Origin of the sequence: Flavobacterium subsaxonicum WB 4.1-42 = DSM 21790 (assembly GCF_000422725.1) — a bacterium.
Classification (GTDB): Bacteria; Bacteroidota; Bacteroidia; order Flavobacteriales; family Flavobacteriaceae; genus Flavobacterium; species Flavobacterium subsaxonicum.
The window spans coordinates 321,718-338,678 of sequence record NZ_AUGP01000017.1; the positions used below are offsets into that span (position 1 = coordinate 321,718).

Here is a 16,961-nt window from a genome sequence, read left to right on the forward strand (position 1 = left end):
ATGTCTAAACCAACTGAAATTCCTGCGCAGAAGCAGCAGAGCCAGCCTGGCGATGAGTACAAAATGAATCCGGAGCCGGAAATTATACGTGCTGGCTACAAAGGGAGCGATAAGCTTAAAGGCAAAATTGCCCTTATTACAGGTGGCGATAGCGGTATTGGCCGCAGTGCCGCAGTGCACTTTGCCCGAGAGGGTGCCCATGTTGCCATTGTATATTATGATGAACATAAGGATGCCGAAGCCACAAAAGCGCTTGTTGAAAAGGAAGGCCAAAAGTGCCTGCTGATTAGCGGCGATCTTAAAGACGAAGCCTTTTGCCAAAGCGCCGTGGCACAAACCGTAAAAGAATTGGGCAGACTTAACATTTTGGTTAATAATGCCGCAGTGCAATTTCCTCAAACCGATTTTAAAGATATTACCGGCAGCCAGGTGCGCGAAACTTTTGAGACTAACATACTGCCATTTTTTTATGTTACCAGAGAGGCGCTTAAGCACCTGCAAAAGGGCGATAGCATTATCAACACCACATCGGTAACGGCATACAGGGGCAGCGAACACCTTATAGATTACAGCAGCACCAAGGGTGCTATTGTATCTTTTACCAGGTCGACATCGGCCATGCTGGCCGAAAAAGGCATCCGTGTAAACGGTGTGGCCCCCGGCCCAATCTGGACACCGCTTATTCCATCGAGTTTCAGGCCCGAGGATGTAGCAAAATTTGGGCAGGATGTGCCGCTTAAACGTCCGGGGCAACCCAGCGAAGTGGGTCCGGCCTACGTTTTCCTGGCAAGCGAAGATGCATCGTACATTACCGGACAGGTACTGCACGTTAACGGAGGAGAAATGACGGGGGGATAAGAGCGGTTGATGGTTGATGGTTGATAGTTGTCGGGTTAAAAAAGATGTTAGATGATAGATGTTAGACATGAGATAATAGACATCTTAGGAGGCTAAAATCTAATATCAATACTAAATTAATATCTCAATTCTAACCTCTCAATACTAAAATCTAATATCTCAATACTAATATAAACAAATCAATAAAATTTAGAAATCATGGAAAATAAAGAAAACGGCTTTAACGATAACATTATCAGGCCAAATACAGACAACATTATAGTACCTAACCAGGATTTGAGCAGAACGCACGATAATAAAAGGCCACAGGGCGATATGGACCTTACGCCTTTTGACCTGCCTTATGAAGACCCTGCGGTTACAAATCCGGAAGAGTTGGCATCTTTCCCTACACCTGCCGAAATTTTGAGCAAGGAAGAACTTGATAACGAGAACGAAACGCATTTAATTAATACCAGAAAATCGCCGGTAAGGGAAGGAAGGAATATAATTTCGACCGATAACAACCCTGACAGAGACGGTTTTATGTAATTTATTACCGCTTTACAACTTAAAAAGAACCTTAACGGGTTCTTTTTTTTTGCGCAAACGCCCGTAAACACTACAACTATTACGATATATTGATTTTTAAGGCATTATACTGATAATTTGATAAAATATTTGTACCTTTAATGTAAGCAAATCATCTATTTATGGCAACTAATCTAAATTATCGTCAGGATCAGGCAGGTCAGGGCGACGTAGCTAACGGGGCATATTACAATGTAATTATGCCGTATGATGACCCGGCACTTGTTAATCCAAACGAGCTTGCCACCTTTCCTAAACAGGTTAGAAAAGATGGCCACCATCATCATGAAAGCCACCTGTACCACAGGACACCGGTTATGGAAGGGCGTAATATTACCCGTACAGATAACCAACCTAACAGGCATGGTTTTATGTAACAACTTAACACAAAAAAGAAGCCGCTTTATTAGTAAATAAGGCGGCTTCTTTTTTGGGGTGTATATATACTATTTATTTTTACTTGCAACCTTTTTATCGGTTACAGCCGGCTGAGATGTAGTACTTGCTGCATCTTGTGTAAAATCTTCTACACGGGCACGTTCCTGCCTTGGTGCAGTAGTAGCTACTTTAGTTTTAGCAGCAGGCGTTGTTGCAGCAGCAGGTGCTGTAACCGGGGCTTCTGCTTTAACCTCTGCAGCTGGTTCGGCTTTTTTAGTGGCTTTATATTCTACCACGTTGTAAGTAGTTGGGTCTGGTTGTTTAATGTAACTCTGGGCTGATGCTACGCCTATTGTAAATAGGGCTGATAGCGAAAGGATAATCTTCTTCATAATATTTGCTCTTTTAGTTTAGTAAAGATACTATAGCAAAAAGGCGTGTTGTGTTGTAGTTATCCTAAGACTAAGCTAAAAGCTGTTAAATTTATTCAATTTATAACTATTGGTTGTTAAAAAATTATTGTAATTAATTTTAACATAGTTGGATTTTATATCTAATAAAGCGTTAATTTTACATATAACACCTTAATAACTATGGATTTAACACCTCAAATTATTAAACTGGCGCAACGCTACCTTAATTCAAAAAATCTTGGTGCCGGCACTGCCGATGGTATAATTGGCAACAACACCAAAGCAGCCCTAAACAAACTACCGGAGCTAACCAAAACATGGACTCTCGAAAAGAAAATTGTGGGCACTGTACAGCTTTTTACCAAAAGCGAAGGCTTTAACCCCGGCACTATCGATGGGTTGTGGGGGCCGCAAACGCAAACCGCCTACGACCAGCTTAGGTATAAACTGCTCTACGGGCAGCAACCCGAACCCTGGCGCCCGGAAGACCGCGACCCGGTTAACCCCAACAACTGGCCGGTGCAAAGCCAGAGTGCCCTTACTGCGTTTTATGGCGTTCCGAAAGAAACAGGCAACAGCAACCTGGTATCGGTAACTGTGCCCTACCCGCTTGTAATAGCGTGGGATACGTCTAAAAAAGTAACCCGCATAACCGCCCACAAAAAAGTTAAGGATAGCCTGTTGCGGGTACTCAACAAAACATTAGACCACTATGGTATAGACGAAATTAAACGCCTGCGCCTCGACTATTTCGGCGGATGCTTTAATTACCGCCTGGTGCGGGGCGGTACATCGCTTAGTACCCACTCCTGGGGCATTGCGCTGGACTTTGACCCTGAGAATAACCAGCTGAACTGGGGCCGCGATAAGGCTACCTTTGCAAGGCCGGAATATAACAAGTGGTGGGACTTTTGGGAAGAAGAAGGCTGGGTTAGCCTGGGCCGCGATCGTAATTACGACTGGATGCATGTACAGGCAGCTAAGTTGGTTTCGTAAAATTTCTGTAATTAGGCTGTAACAAAAATGTGCAAGCGTCATCTAATTAGTCAATCAATCTAAAAAATCAATAGTATAATGACAGCACATGAAATAGATTACCAGATATTTGGCGAAGAGATGCAGTATGTAGAAATAGAGCTTGACCCGCAGGAGGCCGTTGTGGCCGAAGCCGGCAGCTTTATGATGATGGATAACGGCATACAGATGGAAACCATTTTTGGCGATGGCTCTAACCAGACCGAAGGTATTATGGGCAAACTTTTTAGCGCCGGTAAACGCCTGCTAACCGGCGAGAGCCTGTTTATGACAGTTTTTTTAAACCAATATAAAGACAAGCGCAAGGTTAGCTTTGCATCGCCGTATCCGGGCAAGATTATCCCGATAGACCTTACCGAGGTGGGTGGGCGTTTCATCTGCCAGAAGGATGCTTTTTTATGCGCTGCTAAAGGCGTTACTGTGGGCATTGAGTTTTCTAAAAAATTAAGCCGTGGCCTTTTTGGTGGCGAAGGCTTTATTATGCAAAAGCTGGAGGGCGATGGTATGGCGTTTGTTCACGCTGGTGGTACACTGGCACGCAAGGAGCTTGCCGCCGGCGATATCTTAAAGGTAGATACCGGCTGTATTGTAGGCTTTACACAGGGCGTTGATTATGATATTGAGTTTGTGGGCGGCATTAAAAATACCGTATTTGGTGGCGAGGGCTTATTTTATGCCACGTTGCGCGGCCCCGGTGTGGTGTATATACAATCGTTGCCGTTTAGCAGGCTTGCAGGGCGCATTTATGCATCGGCACCACAGGGTGGCGGGCAGCAGCGCGGCGAAGGCAGCCTACTGGGTGGCCTTGGCAATTTGCTTGATGGCGATAACAGGTTTTAATTTCTTAGCGAAAAATATACTAAAAGGGCTCAGGCCCTTTTTTATTTGGCTTATAATTTGATAACTTAGGCACTGCTAACCACTATTATATGAAACTACTTTTTACCCTTATTTCAATACTATTTATTACTACCCTTACTGCGCAGGATTTCACCGGCTTTAACCAGGGGCACGTTAATCAGAAAGGATACTATACAACAGTACCTTATACGCTAAAAAGGGATAAACTCATTATTCAGGTAGAGCTTAATGGCAAGCTCCATAATTTTTTGTTCGATACCGGTGCGCCTACCTCAATTTCGGCAGAATTGGCGGCAGAGCTTAACAGCCCGCTTATGAGTAAGATAGAAATTGTAGATGCTAACGACCTTAAAGACAGCCTTCAGGTAGTTAAGCTCGATAATTTAAAAATTGGCGATGTTACCTTTAAAGATACCCCCGTATTGGTTATAAAAGATTTTGGCCCCCTGGGCTGCCTTAACATAGATGGTTTTATTGGCAGTAACCTACTGCGCAACTCTATTGTGCATATAGCATCTAAAACCAAAACCATTACCCTGACCGATATTGCCAAAAAACTCCCCTTAAACCGTAAAAACTCGGTTAAAATGCTGGTGGAGCAAGGCCAGAGCAGCCCGTTAATAAGCATAGACCTGGTTACCAAAGATATTACTGCCGATGAAACCCTGCTGGTAGATACCGGTATGAGCGGCTTTTACGACCTCTCTACCGCCGTTTACGATAATGCAAAACAATACAATTTGTTTACTACCCTTGGGCAGGCAACAGGCTTTTTTACCATAGGATTATACGGCGTTGCCAAGGCCGAGCAGCAGTATAAGGTAGGCATACCGGGAATTGCCATTGGCAGGAACGGTTTTAGCAATGTAACGGCTACTACAACGTCTGACAAGCGCTCGCGCATTGGTATCGAAATACTAAAGCACGGCAACATTACGCTCGACTATAAAAACGGACGCTTTTACTTTGATCCGTTTGGCGATGTAAACAACATAGACCTTACAGAAAAAACATGGCCTTTTAAACCCATCATTAAAGACGAAAAAATGATAGTGGGCATTGTGTGGGATAAAGCCCTTGAAGCACAGCTAAAGCCCGGAGATGAAATTTTAAGCTTTGGCAGCCATAACCTTACCGGACTTGATACCTGCCAGAAATTATTATTCGAAATGGATGTACCGCAAGACAGCACCACCCTTGTTATTAAAGATGCCAAAACCGGCGAAACCAGAACGGTACAGGTTGTTAAGCAGTAAGTCTTTACTACCTATCCAATTTTTTTGTCACTAATTACACCATCTAAGTGCTTCAGACTTTTAGTCTCTCGCCTACGGACTTTAAAACTTTCGACTTTAAGACTTTAAAAACTTTACGACTTATCAATAATTAAAGCCAGTTTTTTAATACGTGCCGTAGTAAAATCGGCACATTGTTTAAAAAGGGCAATAGCATCTTTACGCTCGGTTTTGGTATTGGGTGCAAGCGGGTCAACGTTAGGGTGTTTGTTTTTAAAAGTCTGCATGGCCTTATCGCAAAGCTTGTCGGCACTAATGCGCCACTTCTCCTCCTCGGCCCTTAATTTTTCGTAATCGGCATCCTTAAGCAGGCCGGACGCATCGCGATACGCCGCCACCTCCAAATCTTTAACCGACCAGTAAAACTGGCTTTGGCAGGTAAGCGCATCGGTTTCCTTCATGCACGATGTATGCTGAATTTCCATCTTGTTCAGGTCGGCGTACTGGGCAGAAAGGGTGCCAAACGTTAAAAGTATAAAAGCTGTAAGAAAGTATTTCATTTAGCTAATTTAATTTTTATTAAGCAGGTTAATCCCGCATTATTATATTTTTTTAAATTTTTTGCCTTTCCAAACAAACAGTTCGGGGGCAACACCATCCCAATGCGAATCATAGTAAACAAGGCTATTATTGGTAAATAAACCGGAATTAGCTATAAGTAAATTACTGCCTTTTTTGTAAAGATAACCATAATGCCCATCGCCATACGGTTGTTTATCTGTAATTATCGTGCCATTAGTGCGGTCTACCAAAAAAATATGCGAGCACATGGCGCCGCAACTCTTTTCTATAACAGTATATTTTCCACCAAAGTTAATGCCTTTCTGCTTACAGCCTTCGGTTATAAATGTTACATATTCAGGGTCATTAGCAAACGGATTACCTTTAAAAACAGGGTTTGCCAGCGTGCCGGTATATAAAGACACTTTAAAAGAAGTAAAGGTATAATTAGTGTTCAGTTTTTTTAGGTAGCCAAAACCATTAGGGGCATCGGGCTCGTTTATTTTAGGAAATAGTTTAAATTCATTAATGTCATTAAGGCTAAAAATAATGTAAGTAGTATCGGTAATTGCAAGGCCGGATGCATCGCTCTGAAGCCCATTTTTAAGAAAACCCTTTTTATCTATAAGGGCTTTGTTTTTAACCTCGGTGGTAATTTTGGTTATAAAAATCTTGTTGTTGTTTATGGCATAATCTTGCAGCCTGTAGTATTTATAGTAAGACAAATCCGCATCGCAGTTTTTATGTATTATAATTACCTTTTGCAGTTTATTATCAAGGCTTCGCGCCAGATAAGCTAACTCGCAATTGCCGTTAGTTTCAGTAAAAATAAAAGTAGTTGTATTTTGACCCTCAATAATAATTTTATCAAATTTAAAAGTGCTTTCAGGGTTAAACTCCACACTGTTTTTAAGTTCTTTTATTATAGTATCAAAACTAAAACTATAGGCTGCTGTGGTATCTTTAGCTATTTGTGACTTAACCGGCATTAGGGCAGCATCTTTATTATGGCACGATGCCAGTAACATTATAAGAGTGCAGTACAGCAGGACTTTCATAACGAGTTTTAATTAATGTAACCAAATATACAAAACCCTACAGACGAACCTACAGCACAGCGAAAATAAAATTTGGCTAAATTTGCCTACCACTTTTCCAACTTGTAGGCGCTATCCCAAAAGGCATACTCCAGGCGGCTTGCCGTTACAAAAGCAGCCGTCATTTTTTTAAGCTGAAGCGGAGATGCTTCCGCGGCTGCGGCATCGCAAAGGGCAATAGCCTTTTGTACAATAAGGCCAAATTCTTCTCCGGCATACGTATCGATCCAACCCTGGTAGGGGTTTTCGTTCTTAGCCTGATGTTCCAAAATATAGTCGCCCACCTTTTTATAGATCCAGAAACAGGGCAGTACCGCTGCCATAGCCACAGCAACATCGGCTGCATAGGCGGTGCTTTGCAGATAATGCACATAATGGTGGCAGGTAGGCGAAAGGGGTGCCCTCTCAGTAACGTTATATTCTGCAAAATACGAATCGTGCAGGGCGCGTTCCACAATAATGGCACCCTCGGCAAAACGCACAAAATCCAGCATGGTGTTAACATCGGGCACTTTGCCAGCAATAATGGCCAATGCACGGGCAAAATACTCCAGGTAATGGGCATCCTGCTGCAGGTAATATTTAAACTGCTCCTGCTTAAGGGTTCCGTTAGCCAGATCGGTTATAAAAGGCATGTTGGTAATGCGGTTGTATATAGGCAGGGCTTCGTGCCAGGCGGTATCAGTCCATTTCATTTTTAATCATTTTTAAGGGGTTATAAAAGTGGTTAAGCGGGCCGTTGCCCTTGCCAATAACCACATTGCTTGCATGCAAAATAGCACCGTGCACGTATTCCTGCGCCAGGGCAACGGCATCTTTCAGGTGTTTGCCCTGAGCCAGGTAGGCTGCTATGGCAGATGATAAGGTGCAGCCGGAACCGTGCATATTTTTAGTTTCTATTTTATCAGAAACGTAAGCTTCCGGTGCACCGCTGCCTGTAAAAAGCAGCGAGGTTAGCTGTGCCGATTGTAAATGTCCGCCTTTTAGCAGCAGGGCGTTGCAACCTAAATTCATAATGGCAGTACCGGCCTCGTGCATTTGGGGTACAGTGGTAATTGGGGAGCCGGTTAGCAGGGCAGCCTCGTCTAAATTGGGGGTAATAACTGCCGCTAACGGAAACAACTGCTGCACAATGCCCGCTACGGTCGATTCTTCAATAAGCCGGTCGCCGCTGGTAGCGATCATAACCGGGTCGAATACCACGGGAATGTCCGGATACTGTTGCAGGGTTTCGGCAATGGCGGTTACCAGTTCAAGCGTGTGTACCATGCCAATTTTAATGGCATTGGGGCGTATATCTTCTAAAACCGACTCTAATTGTGCCTTTACAAAATTTACAGGCACGCTGTGTATAGCGCGTACGCCGCAGGTATTTTGGGCTACCAGTGCAGTAATAACACTCATGCCGTAGCAGCCCAGAGCCGAGAACGTTTTAAGGTCGGCCTGTATGCCCGCACCGCCACTGGGGTCGGTTCCGGCAATGCTAAGCACGGTGGGGTAGGTATAATGTTTCATAATGCTTTTTCTATTTGTGTGCGAATTTCGTGGGCGGCTTTCGCCGGATCATCGGCCCCGCATATGGCCGAGACTACCGCAATGCAATCGGCGCCTGCGCGTATAACATTGCGGGCATTATCAACATTCATGCTGCCAATGGCTATAAGGGGTTTGCTGGTAAGCCCACGGATGGTAAGTATGCCCTCCAGGCCCCACTCAGTAACAGTATCGGTCTTGGTAGGGGTGCTGTACACGGGGCTGATGCCCAGGTAATCGGCATGCTCAGCCTCTGCCGTGTACAGCTGGTCTAAGTGCTCGATAGAGTAGCCCAATATGCCGCACTGTGGCCAAAGGGCTTTTATTTTTGATGGGGCAATGTCGGTAGTGCCAACGTGTATGCCCGCCGCGCTGCATGCTTTTGCCACCTCTAAGTTATCGTTTATAATAAGCGGAACGTTATACGTATCCAGCATTGCCTTAAGGCGAAGGGCGGTTGCGGTAAAGTCGGCTATCGATAGATGCTTTTCCCGAAGCTGCACCACATCAACGCCGCCTTTTACGGCCTGTTCTGTAACCCAGACGATATCGCGGCCCAGGCAGTCGTGCTGACTCACAACCAGATATAAACGATACGGAAAAATGCTACTCATTATATTCTTCCATTTTTAAGTGGGAATAAAATTCGGCCTCAGTAATATTGTACAGTTTATCCAACAGGTTTACCTGAAGGCTGCCCGGCCCGGCCGATTGCTTTTGGGCAATTTCGCCCGCAATGCTAAGCAACGCCATAGCAGCAGTTGTGGCCTGGAAAGGGTCCGTCGTATTGTTGCCCACAAAAGCGCCAATTAAGGCTGTGGCGGTACAGCCTAAACCGGTTACCTGCTGCATAAGCGCGTGCCCGTTATTAAGCAGTATTTTTCGGTGGCCCGATACAACAACATCGGTTGCACCCGATACGCAAACTACGGCACCGGTTGTTTGGTTGAGCCACTTGGCGGCGTCTACGGCCTCGGTACTTTGGTGCACGCTATCTACACCTTTGGTTTGCTGCTGGCTAACTTTGGCTAGTGCCATAATTTCTGATGCGTTGCCGCGAATTACGGTTGGTTTGTAGGTAAGCAGTTGGGCGGCGGTATCGTTTCTAAAAGCGGTGGCACCGGCACCCACAGGGTCTAATATCCAGGGTTTGCCCAGCTCTTTTGCCTTGGCGGCAGATGTTAGCATGCTTTGTACCCAATACTCATCTAACGTGCCAATGTTAATGACAGTAGCGCTGCAAATGGCAACCATATCGGCCACTTCGGGGTGGGCGTGCGCCATAATAGGCGATGCACCCACGGCAAGCAGGGCATTGGCGGTGTTGTTCATTACCACATAGTTGGTAATGTTATGTACAAGGGGCGAATTTTTCTTAACGGAAAGCACGGCTTCCCACAGAGACTCTTTCATATTTTTAAGGTGTTTAAATAAAATATGGCTGTAGAGTCTCCCAAAAAAACAGGAAGATTGAACGGTGTAGTATTGCTACGCTTTTCCCTACGACGGTATTAACCGTGTCAGGTTCAAAGGGACTCTCTCAATTCTTTTTCAGAATACCCCTAAAGCCAAAGTTCAAATATAAGGATTGTAAATGGTAATGCCAATAATTTTTAAGGCCACGAAACCTGCCCGCCTGCCGGCAGGTTACACAAATTAAAGTCATGTAAGTTATTCCACAGAGTTTCACAGAGTGATCGCAGAGATACACAGAGAATAATTCTTAATCATTAGCTTACTGAGAGAACACAGAGCTTTGTGCCTTTGGCACAACCACACCCAGTACCCGTTACCGTCTTCGCGAGCGCAGTGCAACGGAGCGTGGCGATCTCACACATAACTAAATTAAGAATAGACTGCCGCGGTCGTGCCTCCCTCGCAGTGACGGTACGGGTACGGTTCGCACATCCTTTCCCATCTTCACGCACCGTCATCGCGAGCGCAGTGCAACGGAGCGTGGCGATCTCACATGTAGTTTGACACGATTCCGCGAATAAACTATTCCACAGAGTTTCACAGAGTGATCGCAGAGATGCACAAAGAATAATTCTTAATCATTAGCTTACTGAGAGAACACAAAGCTTTGTGCCTTTGGCACAACTACACCCAGTACCCGTTACCGTCTTCGCGAGCGTAGTGCAACGGAGCGTGGCGATCTCACACATAACTAAATTAAGAATAGACTGCCGCGGTCGTGCCTCCCTCGCAGAGACGGCACGGGTACGGTTCGCACATCCTTTCCCATCTTCACGCACCGTCATCGCGAGCGTAGTGTAACGAAGCGCGGCGATCTCACTCGTAATTTGACACGAATTTTCACGAATTGCCTTTGGCACAATTACTACCATCTTCGCGAGCGCAGTGCAACGGAGCGCGGCGATCTCATTCATAGCCTACAATCAATTATCAAAAACTACCTAAAAATACCATTTACAACTAAGAAAAAATCTTTGTAGCTTTAGCCATTGGTAACTTTTAGAAAAATAACACTGCGCGCTGCATGGAAACCGTTGGCACTATTTTACACCTAATAGACCTTTTTCTTTTTGGAGGATACGGCCTGTTTACACTGGTATTAATTATTGCTTCTTTATTTTTAAGGCACCACCCCGTTATTATGGGGCTGGCTAATGCTGCCAACCGTATTATTATTTTCGCTGGCCTGGCTTATCTCGTTTTATGGATGAGTGCGCTAACAATATCATTGGCTGCCGATTTGCCGGAAGATGAAAGGGCCAGCCTGCTAAACCGAATTGCCGGGCCGTATGCGTGGGCATATTGGTTTCAGCACATATTTTATATTACCCTTAGCCAACTCTTATGGTTTAAATGGATTGCAAGAAATCGCGTTACGCGGCTGCTTATTGGTTTTTTGCTTTTTTTGAATTTCGAAAAATTTGTAATACTTGTAACCTCTCTTCACCGCGATTACCTGCCGAGTTCGTGGAGTATGACACAGGGTTACTCTTTGTTTGGCTACGCTTTACTTGGACTTACCGAAAGGCTGCTGTTTTATGGAGGCCTTTGCGTAATCTATTATTTTGTAAAATTAGAAATTGATAAAAGGCGCGATGCCGTAAATTGAAGAATCGTCTGCAACAAAAATCTCAAAAATTATTACCCCTTTTCCCCGATGCAAAGTTACAACGGGTTTTATGTTGGAGTACTGAAGTGGCTTTTTCAGTAAACTTTTTTAGGGGAGAATGGATTTGATATTTCACACCACTATTGCCATTTTTGGCCCATTTTGCCATTTTTGGCACTAAAATGCAAAATCAGAAATGTGTCAAAAAAATATTAAGCTGAAAACCAACCTTATAAGAAAACGCAAAAACGCTAACTCAAAGTCCGAAAGTGAAATATGAAGCTTTTTTTTAAGCTGCATTATACCAAAAGTGAAATATCAAACGCAAAAAAGCACCAAACGGGTTGGTGCTTTTTATTTATAAAATTGTAGTATTTATATTACTTTAATTCGAACTCGGTTTCCTGCACATTATCGCTGCTCGTACCCACAAATATTTTAAAGGTTCCGGGCTCTACAAGGTAGTCGCCGTTGTTGTTGTAAAAGCCTAATTCGGCATCGGTTAACGTAAAGGTCACGGTTTTGGTCTCGCCCTTTTTAAACGACACTAACTCAAAGCCTTTCAGCTCTTTAACCGGACGCGACAGGCTTGCCGACACATCGCGCATGTACAGCTGCACAACCTCTTTACCATCGTAATTACCTGTGTTAGTGATTTCTACACTTACTTTAACCGGTTCGCCCTTGGCATACGTTTTCTTATCTAATTTAGGAGTGCCATATTTAAAAGTGGTATAGCTAAGTCCGTGACCGAAAGCATATTGCGGAGTTTTCTCCACATCGCTGTAATGCGACCAGAACACGTTACTGTCGCTGTTTACAGGCCTTCCGGTGCTGTGCTGGTTGTAATAAATAGGCACCTGCCCCACGTTGCGCGGAAAGCTCATGGGCAGTTTGCCACTTGGGTTGTAATCGCCGTAAAGTACCTGAGCCACAGCATTTCCCGTCTCGCTACCCAGGTGCCAGGCCTCTACAATTGCCGGAATATGCTCTGCCGCCCACTGCAATGCCAGCGGACGCCCATTGTTGAGTACCAGCACTATACGAGGGTTGACCTTGTACACTTCTTCCAACAGCTCTTGCTGAAGGCCCGGCAGATCGAGGTTGGTACGGCTGCGGCCCTCCCCACTCTGGAAGCCATGCTCACCCAGCACCATTACCACAACATCGGCATCCTTAGCTGCTCTCTTAGCAGCCTCAAAACCAGAACGATCGGTGGTATTAAACACCACCTCATCTAAAAATGTAGACTTGCCGATGAACAGTTCGCCGCCCTTTTCGTAGGTAAGCGTGTTGCCTTTGTACTGCTGCATGCCCTCTAAAACAGATACCGCTGTGTTATCGTCTGAGGCTATCCTCCAGCTGCCTAACGGGCTGTTTTTATCGGCGGCAAGCGCCCCTATCAGGGCTATTTTCTGGCCTGTTTTCTTTAACGGAAGCAGGTTCAATTCGTTCTTTAACAACACTATAGACTTCTTAGCAACATCTAAAACAGCCTCGTGGTTGGCCTTACTGTTTATGGTAGCCTTCTCGCGTTTTTCATCGCAATAGCGGTATGGGTCGTCAAACAGGCCAAGCTCGTATTTTACACGTAAAATGCGGCGAACGGCATCATCTACCAAAGCCACATCTACCTTACCCTCATTAACCAGCTTAACTAATTCATTTACATACAGGTACGATTCCATATCCATATCAGCACCGGCCTTAACCGCCTTTTCAGAAGCCTCGGCACCATCTTTGGCAAAGCCGTGGGTAATCATCTCTTTAATTGAGGCCCAGTCGGTTATCACAAAACCGTCAAAGCCCCATTTGCCTTTAAGGATGTCGCGCTGCAAAAAGCTGCTGCCTGTTGCCGGCACCCCGTTAAGGATGTTAAAGGAGTTCATAAATGTGCGCACACCGGCATCATTAGCCGCCTTAAATGGCGGTAAAACAGTATTATACAACGTAGCATTGCCAATATCTACGGTGTTGTAATCGCGGCCCGACTCTGCAAATCCATAGGCAGCAAAGTGCTTAGCGCAGGCAGCAATGGTATTGGGCGCGGACAGATCGTCGCCCTGAAAGCCTTTAACGCGCGCTGTAGCCACTTTTGCGCCCAGGTAAGGGTCTTCACCAGCACCCTCCATAACACGGCCCCAGCGGGCATCCCTTGAGATGTCTACCATAGGTCCGAACGTCCAGTTGATGCCCGACGCCGATGCCTCGTCTGCCGCCACCTGCGCCGAATGTTTAATAGCCTCCATATCCCAACTGGCAGCTTCTGCCAACGGTATAGGTGCCAGGGTTTTATAGCCATGAATAACATCAAAACCAATAATAAGCGGAATGCCCAGGCGGGTTTCTTCTACCGCTATTTTTTGTACGGCGCGCACCTGCTCTACTCCCCTCACGGTAAGCATGCTACCCACCCAGCCCTTGCGAAGGTGCTCGTATTTAAGGGCAGCGTTGCCCTCTTTTGGCGATGGGCCCGTTACATCCCAAAAGCCATTGTACTGGTTCATTTGCCCTACCTTTTCTTCAAGGGTCATTTTGGCCATTAAAGCCGTGATCTTCTGTTCGATATCCTGTTTCTTGTCCATTGTTTTCTTTTTCTGTGCCTGTGCCGTGCCCATTGCAAACAGCGCCAGGGCTACTAAAATTTTGGTTCGTTTCATTGGTTTGTTTTATTCACTGATAAAAGAACTTGCCGGCAGCCCCGCCCCGTTAAACAGATTGGCCTGCAAGGTGTTACCCCATGCATAGCGTACATGTAGCGGCTTTTTAACGTCTTTGGAAGTTAGCACCACCGTACTTTTATCTATTTTGGCCGTTGCCGGATGGTACACACCATCGGCCCCTGCAATTTCAAACTGGTTGGTTTTATCTTTAAAGGTAAGTGCCTGTGCATTATCAAATTGCACTATAAGCTTACTGCCTCTAACCTCATGGCTTTTATATAAGGGGCCGCTAACCACACCTTTACTTACCTTATAATGAGCACTTAACGCGAGGTTTGCAAGGCGTTCGCCCACAGGCTTTTTATTGCGTGGATGGATATCGTCAGTCGGGCTTACATCGCTTATAACCACCATACCCGTATTTTCTGTTTCGTGTAATACCCTGCGCTGCGCATCGCGAATTATAACACCGTGGTAACCATCGCCCCCGTACTTGTAGGGTGCTATTTGCACAAAATAGAACGAGAAATTATCCTGCCATGCAGCTCGCCATGAGGCTATTAGCGCACCAAGGGTTTTATTATACACCTGGCTGCCCACATTGCTTTCGCCCTGGTACCACAACACGCCGGCTATCTTAAAACCTGCCAGCGGATGTATCATGGCGTTGTAAGCCCGGCCACCCTCGGTTGGGCCGTACGAAACGGGTTTAATTTTGGCTGCCGCCGAAGCCACAACCTCATCTTTAGCTATATAATCAGTTGGCATCCAGATCTCGGCAGGCGTACCTCCCCAGCTTGAATTTATAATTCCGATAGGGACATTCTTTAAGTCTTCCTGAAGGTGCTGCGCAAAAAAGTAGCCTATGGCGCTAAAGTATTTCATAGTCTCGGGCGTGCACACCTGCCAGTTGCCTGTTAGGTTTATCTGCTCGTTTTTAGCCGTTAGCTTGGGCACTGTAAAGAACCTGATGTTAGGGTAGTTAGCCGCAGCAATCTCGGCTGCGCCATTGTCTATTCCGGCACTTGGAGTCCACTCCATATTGCTTTGGCCGGAGCACAGCCAGACTTCGCCCAGCATTACATTTGTAAAGGTCAGCTCGTTATAGCCTTTAATGCTAAGGGTATACGGCCCGCCGGCACCCGTCGTTTGTATGGTTATCTCCCAATTGGCCTGGTTGTTGGGCTTTACCTTGTATTCTTTATTATCCCAGCCTGTGGTAATGGTTATGGGTTCAGATGGGTTGCCCCAACCCCACAGCTTTACTTCGGCATTGCGCTGCAGCACCATGTTATCTGCAAAAAATGCCGGCAGCGATACATTACCTAAAGCTGAGCCAGTTAACGCCAGCAGCAGATACTTTAATAGCTTTTTAAGGGTATTACTTTCCATTTAATAGTGTTTTTAAAAACGGTGCCAGTTGAGATGCCATAAGCTTATCGTCTTCAATTTCAGGATGCGAGCCACAGCCGTGTGGCGTTACCGCCGTAAAGTTGAACACCTTAACCTCTTTATGGCCTTTCTGGCTGTTTACCTGGTCTTTAATTTTATTAAGGCATTTTACAAAGGTGGCACTGCGCTCGCCTGTAACCATCGGGCTGCTTAGCAACACAATTTGTGTTTTAGGGTTATGCCTGTACACTGTTGCTATAAAATTAAGGTAGTTAGATACATACGCATCTTCGTTAAACGGCAACCTTGGCTTTTTGCCATCGCCACTACTAAAATCATTGGTACCCAAGGCAATACAGGTAATATCGGCTGTAAAGCCAAAATTATAGGGTTTAGAAGTGTCTTTATTAAGGTACAGATTTTCGTACACATCGGGCATAATGGCCTCTTTATCATGCTCGTCGTTCCAGTTGCGGTACATGCCAATGCCCGAAACAGAGCTTAACATAAAATCGGCACCCACTTCCCTCGCTGCAATAGGCGCATATGAATAGTAGGCATTGTGCTGGTCGAACCAAACACCGGCATCGCACGGTATCTCGCTCAGGTCGTTGCCCATACCGCAGGTAATAGAGTCGCCTATAAATTCGATCTTCTTCTTCAGTTTTTCCTTTACAGGAAAGATGTCGCCATCGGCACCTTTAAAAAGCACGGTGCCATTAGAGGCTTCGGTAGCCTTATAAACGGTTAGCGTGTGCGACTGCCCGCCCGGTACCATTACGGGAACACTGGTACCCGAAGGCTGAATTTTGTAGCGGCTATAGTACTGGCCATCTACCTCTATTACAATATAGTTATGATGTTCGTAGGTATCTGTTGTAGATAACTTAACGGTACACTTAGTGCCTTTAAACCCGAAGGTTACCGAGGATGCCGACCCAATTAAGGCTATGGTATTGCCCTGTAAAACTTCGGTGCGGCCCTTTGCTGTGTAGGGTTGTTTATCGGTAACATTTTCTGATTTACCTGCGCAGGCAAATGCAGCAACAATAAAAAGAGAGAGAATTTTTTGCGGAATGTGCATAAAAGCGTTTTAAATATAAAGGTATGCAAATTATACAAAAACGTTTTCTTTAGCCAATAGAATACAATCAAAATGTAATGCAATTTAAACAGCTGTAGGAGGCTTAACACTTTTTAATAGTGTCTGCCAATTTAAGCACAAAGTAAGGTTAAGAATATTAAAAACAAGCAGTTAACTAATAATAGCCTGCTAACTT

At 45.2% G+C, this 16,961-nt stretch carries 17 protein-coding genes and 1 riboswitch; of the genes, 7 read left to right on the forward strand and 10 right to left on the reverse strand.

Going from position 1 to position 16,961, the window contains the following annotated elements:
- The 3 genes from G509_RS0104260 (at nt 1) to G509_RS0104270 (ending at nt 1,805) form a co-directional block, all read left to right on the forward strand.
- Nucleotides 1-858 (forward strand): SDR family oxidoreductase, encoded by an 858-nt coding sequence (locus tag G509_RS0104260; protein WP_026990391.1) that lies wholly within the window; start codon nt 1-3, stop codon nt 856-858.
- A 198-nt stretch (nt 859-1,056) separates the two neighbouring features.
- The gene (locus G509_RS0104265) at nt 1,057-1,389 is read left to right on the forward strand and encodes a hypothetical protein (protein ID WP_026990392.1); all 333 of its coding nucleotides are present in this window, start codon (nt 1,057-1,059) and stop codon (nt 1,387-1,389) included.
- A gap of 161 nt (nt 1,390-1,550) precedes the next feature.
- The gene (locus G509_RS0104270) at nt 1,551-1,805 is read left to right on the forward strand and encodes a hypothetical protein (protein ID WP_026990393.1); all 255 of its coding nucleotides are present in this window, start codon (nt 1,551-1,553) and stop codon (nt 1,803-1,805) included.
- A 69-nt stretch (nt 1,806-1,874) separates the two neighbouring features.
- Here the strand turns inward: G509_RS0104270 and G509_RS0104275 are convergent, their stop codons facing one another.
- Nucleotides 1,875-2,198 carry a hypothetical protein gene (locus G509_RS0104275; protein WP_026990394.1) on the reverse strand — a complete coding sequence of 108 codons (324 nt, stop codon included), beginning with the start codon at nt 2,196-2,198 and terminating at the stop codon, nt 1,875-1,877.
- 201 nt (nt 2,199-2,399) lie between these two features.
- Here G509_RS0104275 and G509_RS0104280 point away from each other — a divergent pair, with 201 nt between their 5' ends.
- The 3 genes from G509_RS0104280 to G509_RS0104290 all read left to right on the forward strand — a co-directional run bounded on the left by G509_RS0104280 (nt 2,400) and on the right by G509_RS0104290 (nt 5,371).
- Complete coding sequence (locus tag G509_RS0104280) at nt 2,400-3,215, forward strand: M15 family metallopeptidase domain-containing protein (RefSeq protein WP_026990395.1); 816 nt, start codon at nt 2,400-2,402, stop codon at nt 3,213-3,215.
- A gap of 78 nt (nt 3,216-3,293) precedes the next feature.
- Nucleotides 3,294-4,094, forward strand: coding sequence for a TIGR00266 family protein (locus G509_RS0104285; RefSeq protein ID WP_026990396.1), 801 nt, complete (start codon nt 3,294-3,296; stop codon nt 4,092-4,094).
- An 89-nt stretch (nt 4,095-4,183) separates the two neighbouring features.
- Nucleotides 4,184-5,371, forward strand: coding sequence for a retropepsin-like aspartic protease (locus tag G509_RS0104290; protein ID WP_026990397.1), 1,188 nt, complete (start codon nt 4,184-4,186; stop codon nt 5,369-5,371).
- Between the two features lie 113 nt (nt 5,372-5,484).
- Here G509_RS0104290 and G509_RS0104295 read toward each other — a convergent pair whose 3' ends face one another.
- The 6 genes from G509_RS0104295 to thiM all read right to left on the reverse strand — a co-directional run bounded on the left by G509_RS0104295 (nt 5,485) and on the right by thiM (nt 9,954).
- Nucleotides 5,485-5,910, reverse strand: a complete 426-nt coding sequence (locus G509_RS0104295) for a hypothetical protein (RefSeq protein WP_026990398.1) — start codon at nt 5,908-5,910, stop codon at nt 5,485-5,487.
- A 42-nt stretch (nt 5,911-5,952) separates the two neighbouring features.
- The gene (locus G509_RS0104300) at nt 5,953-6,969 is read right to left on the reverse strand and encodes a hypothetical protein (protein ID WP_026990399.1); all 1,017 of its coding nucleotides are present in this window, start codon (nt 6,967-6,969) and stop codon (nt 5,953-5,955) included.
- Nucleotides 6,970-7,055: 86 nt separating this feature from the next.
- Nucleotides 7,056-7,703, reverse strand: a complete 648-nt coding sequence (tenA, locus tag G509_RS0104305; protein WP_026990400.1) for a thiaminase II — start codon at nt 7,701-7,703, stop codon at nt 7,056-7,058.
- On the reverse strand, nt 7,690-8,523 hold the full coding sequence (thiD, locus tag G509_RS0104310) for a bifunctional hydroxymethylpyrimidine kinase/phosphomethylpyrimidine kinase (RefSeq protein WP_026990401.1): 834 nt from the start codon (nt 8,521-8,523) through the stop codon (nt 7,690-7,692). The genes tenA and thiD overlap by 14 nt, the downstream gene beginning before the upstream one ends.
- Nucleotides 8,520-9,155, reverse strand: coding sequence for a thiamine phosphate synthase (gene thiE / locus G509_RS0104315; RefSeq protein ID WP_026990402.1), 636 nt, complete (start codon nt 9,153-9,155; stop codon nt 8,520-8,522). Before thiE ends, thiD begins: the two co-directional genes overlap by 4 nt.
- Nucleotides 9,148-9,954 (reverse strand): hydroxyethylthiazole kinase, encoded by an 807-nt coding sequence (gene thiM, locus G509_RS0104320; RefSeq protein WP_026990403.1) that lies wholly within the window; start codon nt 9,952-9,954, stop codon nt 9,148-9,150. Before thiM ends, thiE begins: the two co-directional genes overlap by 8 nt.
- 67 nt (nt 9,955-10,021) lie before the next feature.
- A riboswitch (TPP riboswitch) is annotated at nt 10,022-10,115 on the reverse strand.
- 926 nt (nt 10,116-11,041) lie between these two features.
- Between thiM and G509_RS0104330 the strand changes: the two genes are divergently transcribed.
- Nucleotides 11,042-11,626 carry a hypothetical protein gene (locus tag G509_RS0104330; protein ID WP_026990405.1) on the forward strand — a complete coding sequence of 195 codons (585 nt, stop codon included), beginning with the start codon at nt 11,042-11,044 and terminating at the stop codon, nt 11,624-11,626.
- Nucleotides 11,627-12,006: 380 nt separating this feature from the next.
- On the opposite strand, the gene bglX is transcribed toward G509_RS0104330, so the two are convergent.
- From bglX to G509_RS0104355, 3 genes are read right to left on the reverse strand one after another with little or no spacing between them, the layout of a single operon-like run.
- The gene (gene bglX, locus G509_RS0104345; RefSeq protein WP_026990406.1) at nt 12,007-14,286 is read right to left on the reverse strand and encodes a beta-glucosidase BglX; all 2,280 of its coding nucleotides are present in this window, start codon (nt 14,284-14,286) and stop codon (nt 12,007-12,009) included.
- Between the two features lie 9 nt (nt 14,287-14,295).
- A complete protein-coding gene (locus G509_RS0104350) occupies nt 14,296-15,681 on the reverse strand; it encodes a sialate O-acetylesterase (RefSeq protein WP_026990407.1) in 1,386 nt (461 codons plus the stop codon).
- On the reverse strand, nt 15,671-16,765 hold the full coding sequence (locus tag G509_RS0104355; protein ID WP_026990408.1) for an SGNH/GDSL hydrolase family protein: 1,095 nt from the start codon (nt 16,763-16,765) through the stop codon (nt 15,671-15,673). The genes G509_RS0104350 and G509_RS0104355 overlap by 11 nt, the downstream gene beginning before the upstream one ends.
- Nucleotides 16,766-16,961: the final 196 nt, after the last annotated feature.

Excerpts from the sequence above, each read along its gene's own strand:
- G509_RS0104260 (WP_026990391.1), top strand. The coding sequence starts at position 1 with ATGTCTAAACCAACTGAAATTCCTGCGCAGAAGCAGCAGAGCCAGCCT.
- G509_RS0104265 (WP_026990392.1), top strand. The coding sequence starts at position 1,057 with ATGGAAAATAAAGAAAACGGCTTTAACGATAACATTATCAGGCCAAAT.
- G509_RS0104270 (WP_026990393.1), top strand. The coding sequence starts at position 1,551 with ATGGCAACTAATCTAAATTATCGTCAGGATCAGGCAGGTCAGGGCGAC.
- G509_RS0104275 (WP_026990394.1), bottom strand. The coding sequence starts at position 2,198 with ATGAAGAAGATTATCCTTTCGCTATCAGCCCTATTTACAATAGGCGTA.
- G509_RS0104280 (WP_026990395.1), top strand. The coding sequence starts at position 2,400 with ATGGATTTAACACCTCAAATTATTAAACTGGCGCAACGCTACCTTAAT.
- G509_RS0104285 (WP_026990396.1), top strand. The coding sequence starts at position 3,294 with ATGACAGCACATGAAATAGATTACCAGATATTTGGCGAAGAGATGCAG.
- G509_RS0104290 (WP_026990397.1), top strand. The coding sequence starts at position 4,184 with ATGAAACTACTTTTTACCCTTATTTCAATACTATTTATTACTACCCTT.
- G509_RS0104295 (WP_026990398.1), bottom strand. The coding sequence starts at position 5,910 with ATGAAATACTTTCTTACAGCTTTTATACTTTTAACGTTTGGCACCCTT.
- G509_RS0104300 (WP_026990399.1), bottom strand. The coding sequence starts at position 6,969 with ATGAAAGTCCTGCTGTACTGCACTCTTATAATGTTACTGGCATCGTGC.
- tenA (WP_026990400.1), bottom strand. The coding sequence starts at position 7,703 with ATGAAATGGACTGATACCGCCTGGCACGAAGCCCTGCCTATATACAAC.
- thiD (WP_026990401.1), bottom strand. The coding sequence starts at position 8,523 with ATGAAACATTATACCTACCCCACCGTGCTTAGCATTGCCGGAACCGAC.
- thiE (WP_026990402.1), bottom strand. The coding sequence starts at position 9,155 with ATGAGTAGCATTTTTCCGTATCGTTTATATCTGGTTGTGAGTCAGCAC.
- thiM (WP_026990403.1), bottom strand. The coding sequence starts at position 9,954 with ATGAAAGAGTCTCTGTGGGAAGCCGTGCTTTCCGTTAAGAAAAATTCG.
- G509_RS0104330 (WP_026990405.1), top strand. The coding sequence starts at position 11,042 with ATGGAAACCGTTGGCACTATTTTACACCTAATAGACCTTTTTCTTTTT.
- bglX (WP_026990406.1), bottom strand. The coding sequence starts at position 14,286 with ATGAAACGAACCAAAATTTTAGTAGCCCTGGCGCTGTTTGCAATGGGC.
- G509_RS0104350 (WP_026990407.1), bottom strand. The coding sequence starts at position 15,681 with ATGGAAAGTAATACCCTTAAAAAGCTATTAAAGTATCTGCTGCTGGCG.
- G509_RS0104355 (WP_026990408.1), bottom strand. The coding sequence starts at position 16,765 with ATGCACATTCCGCAAAAAATTCTCTCTCTTTTTATTGTTGCTGCATTT.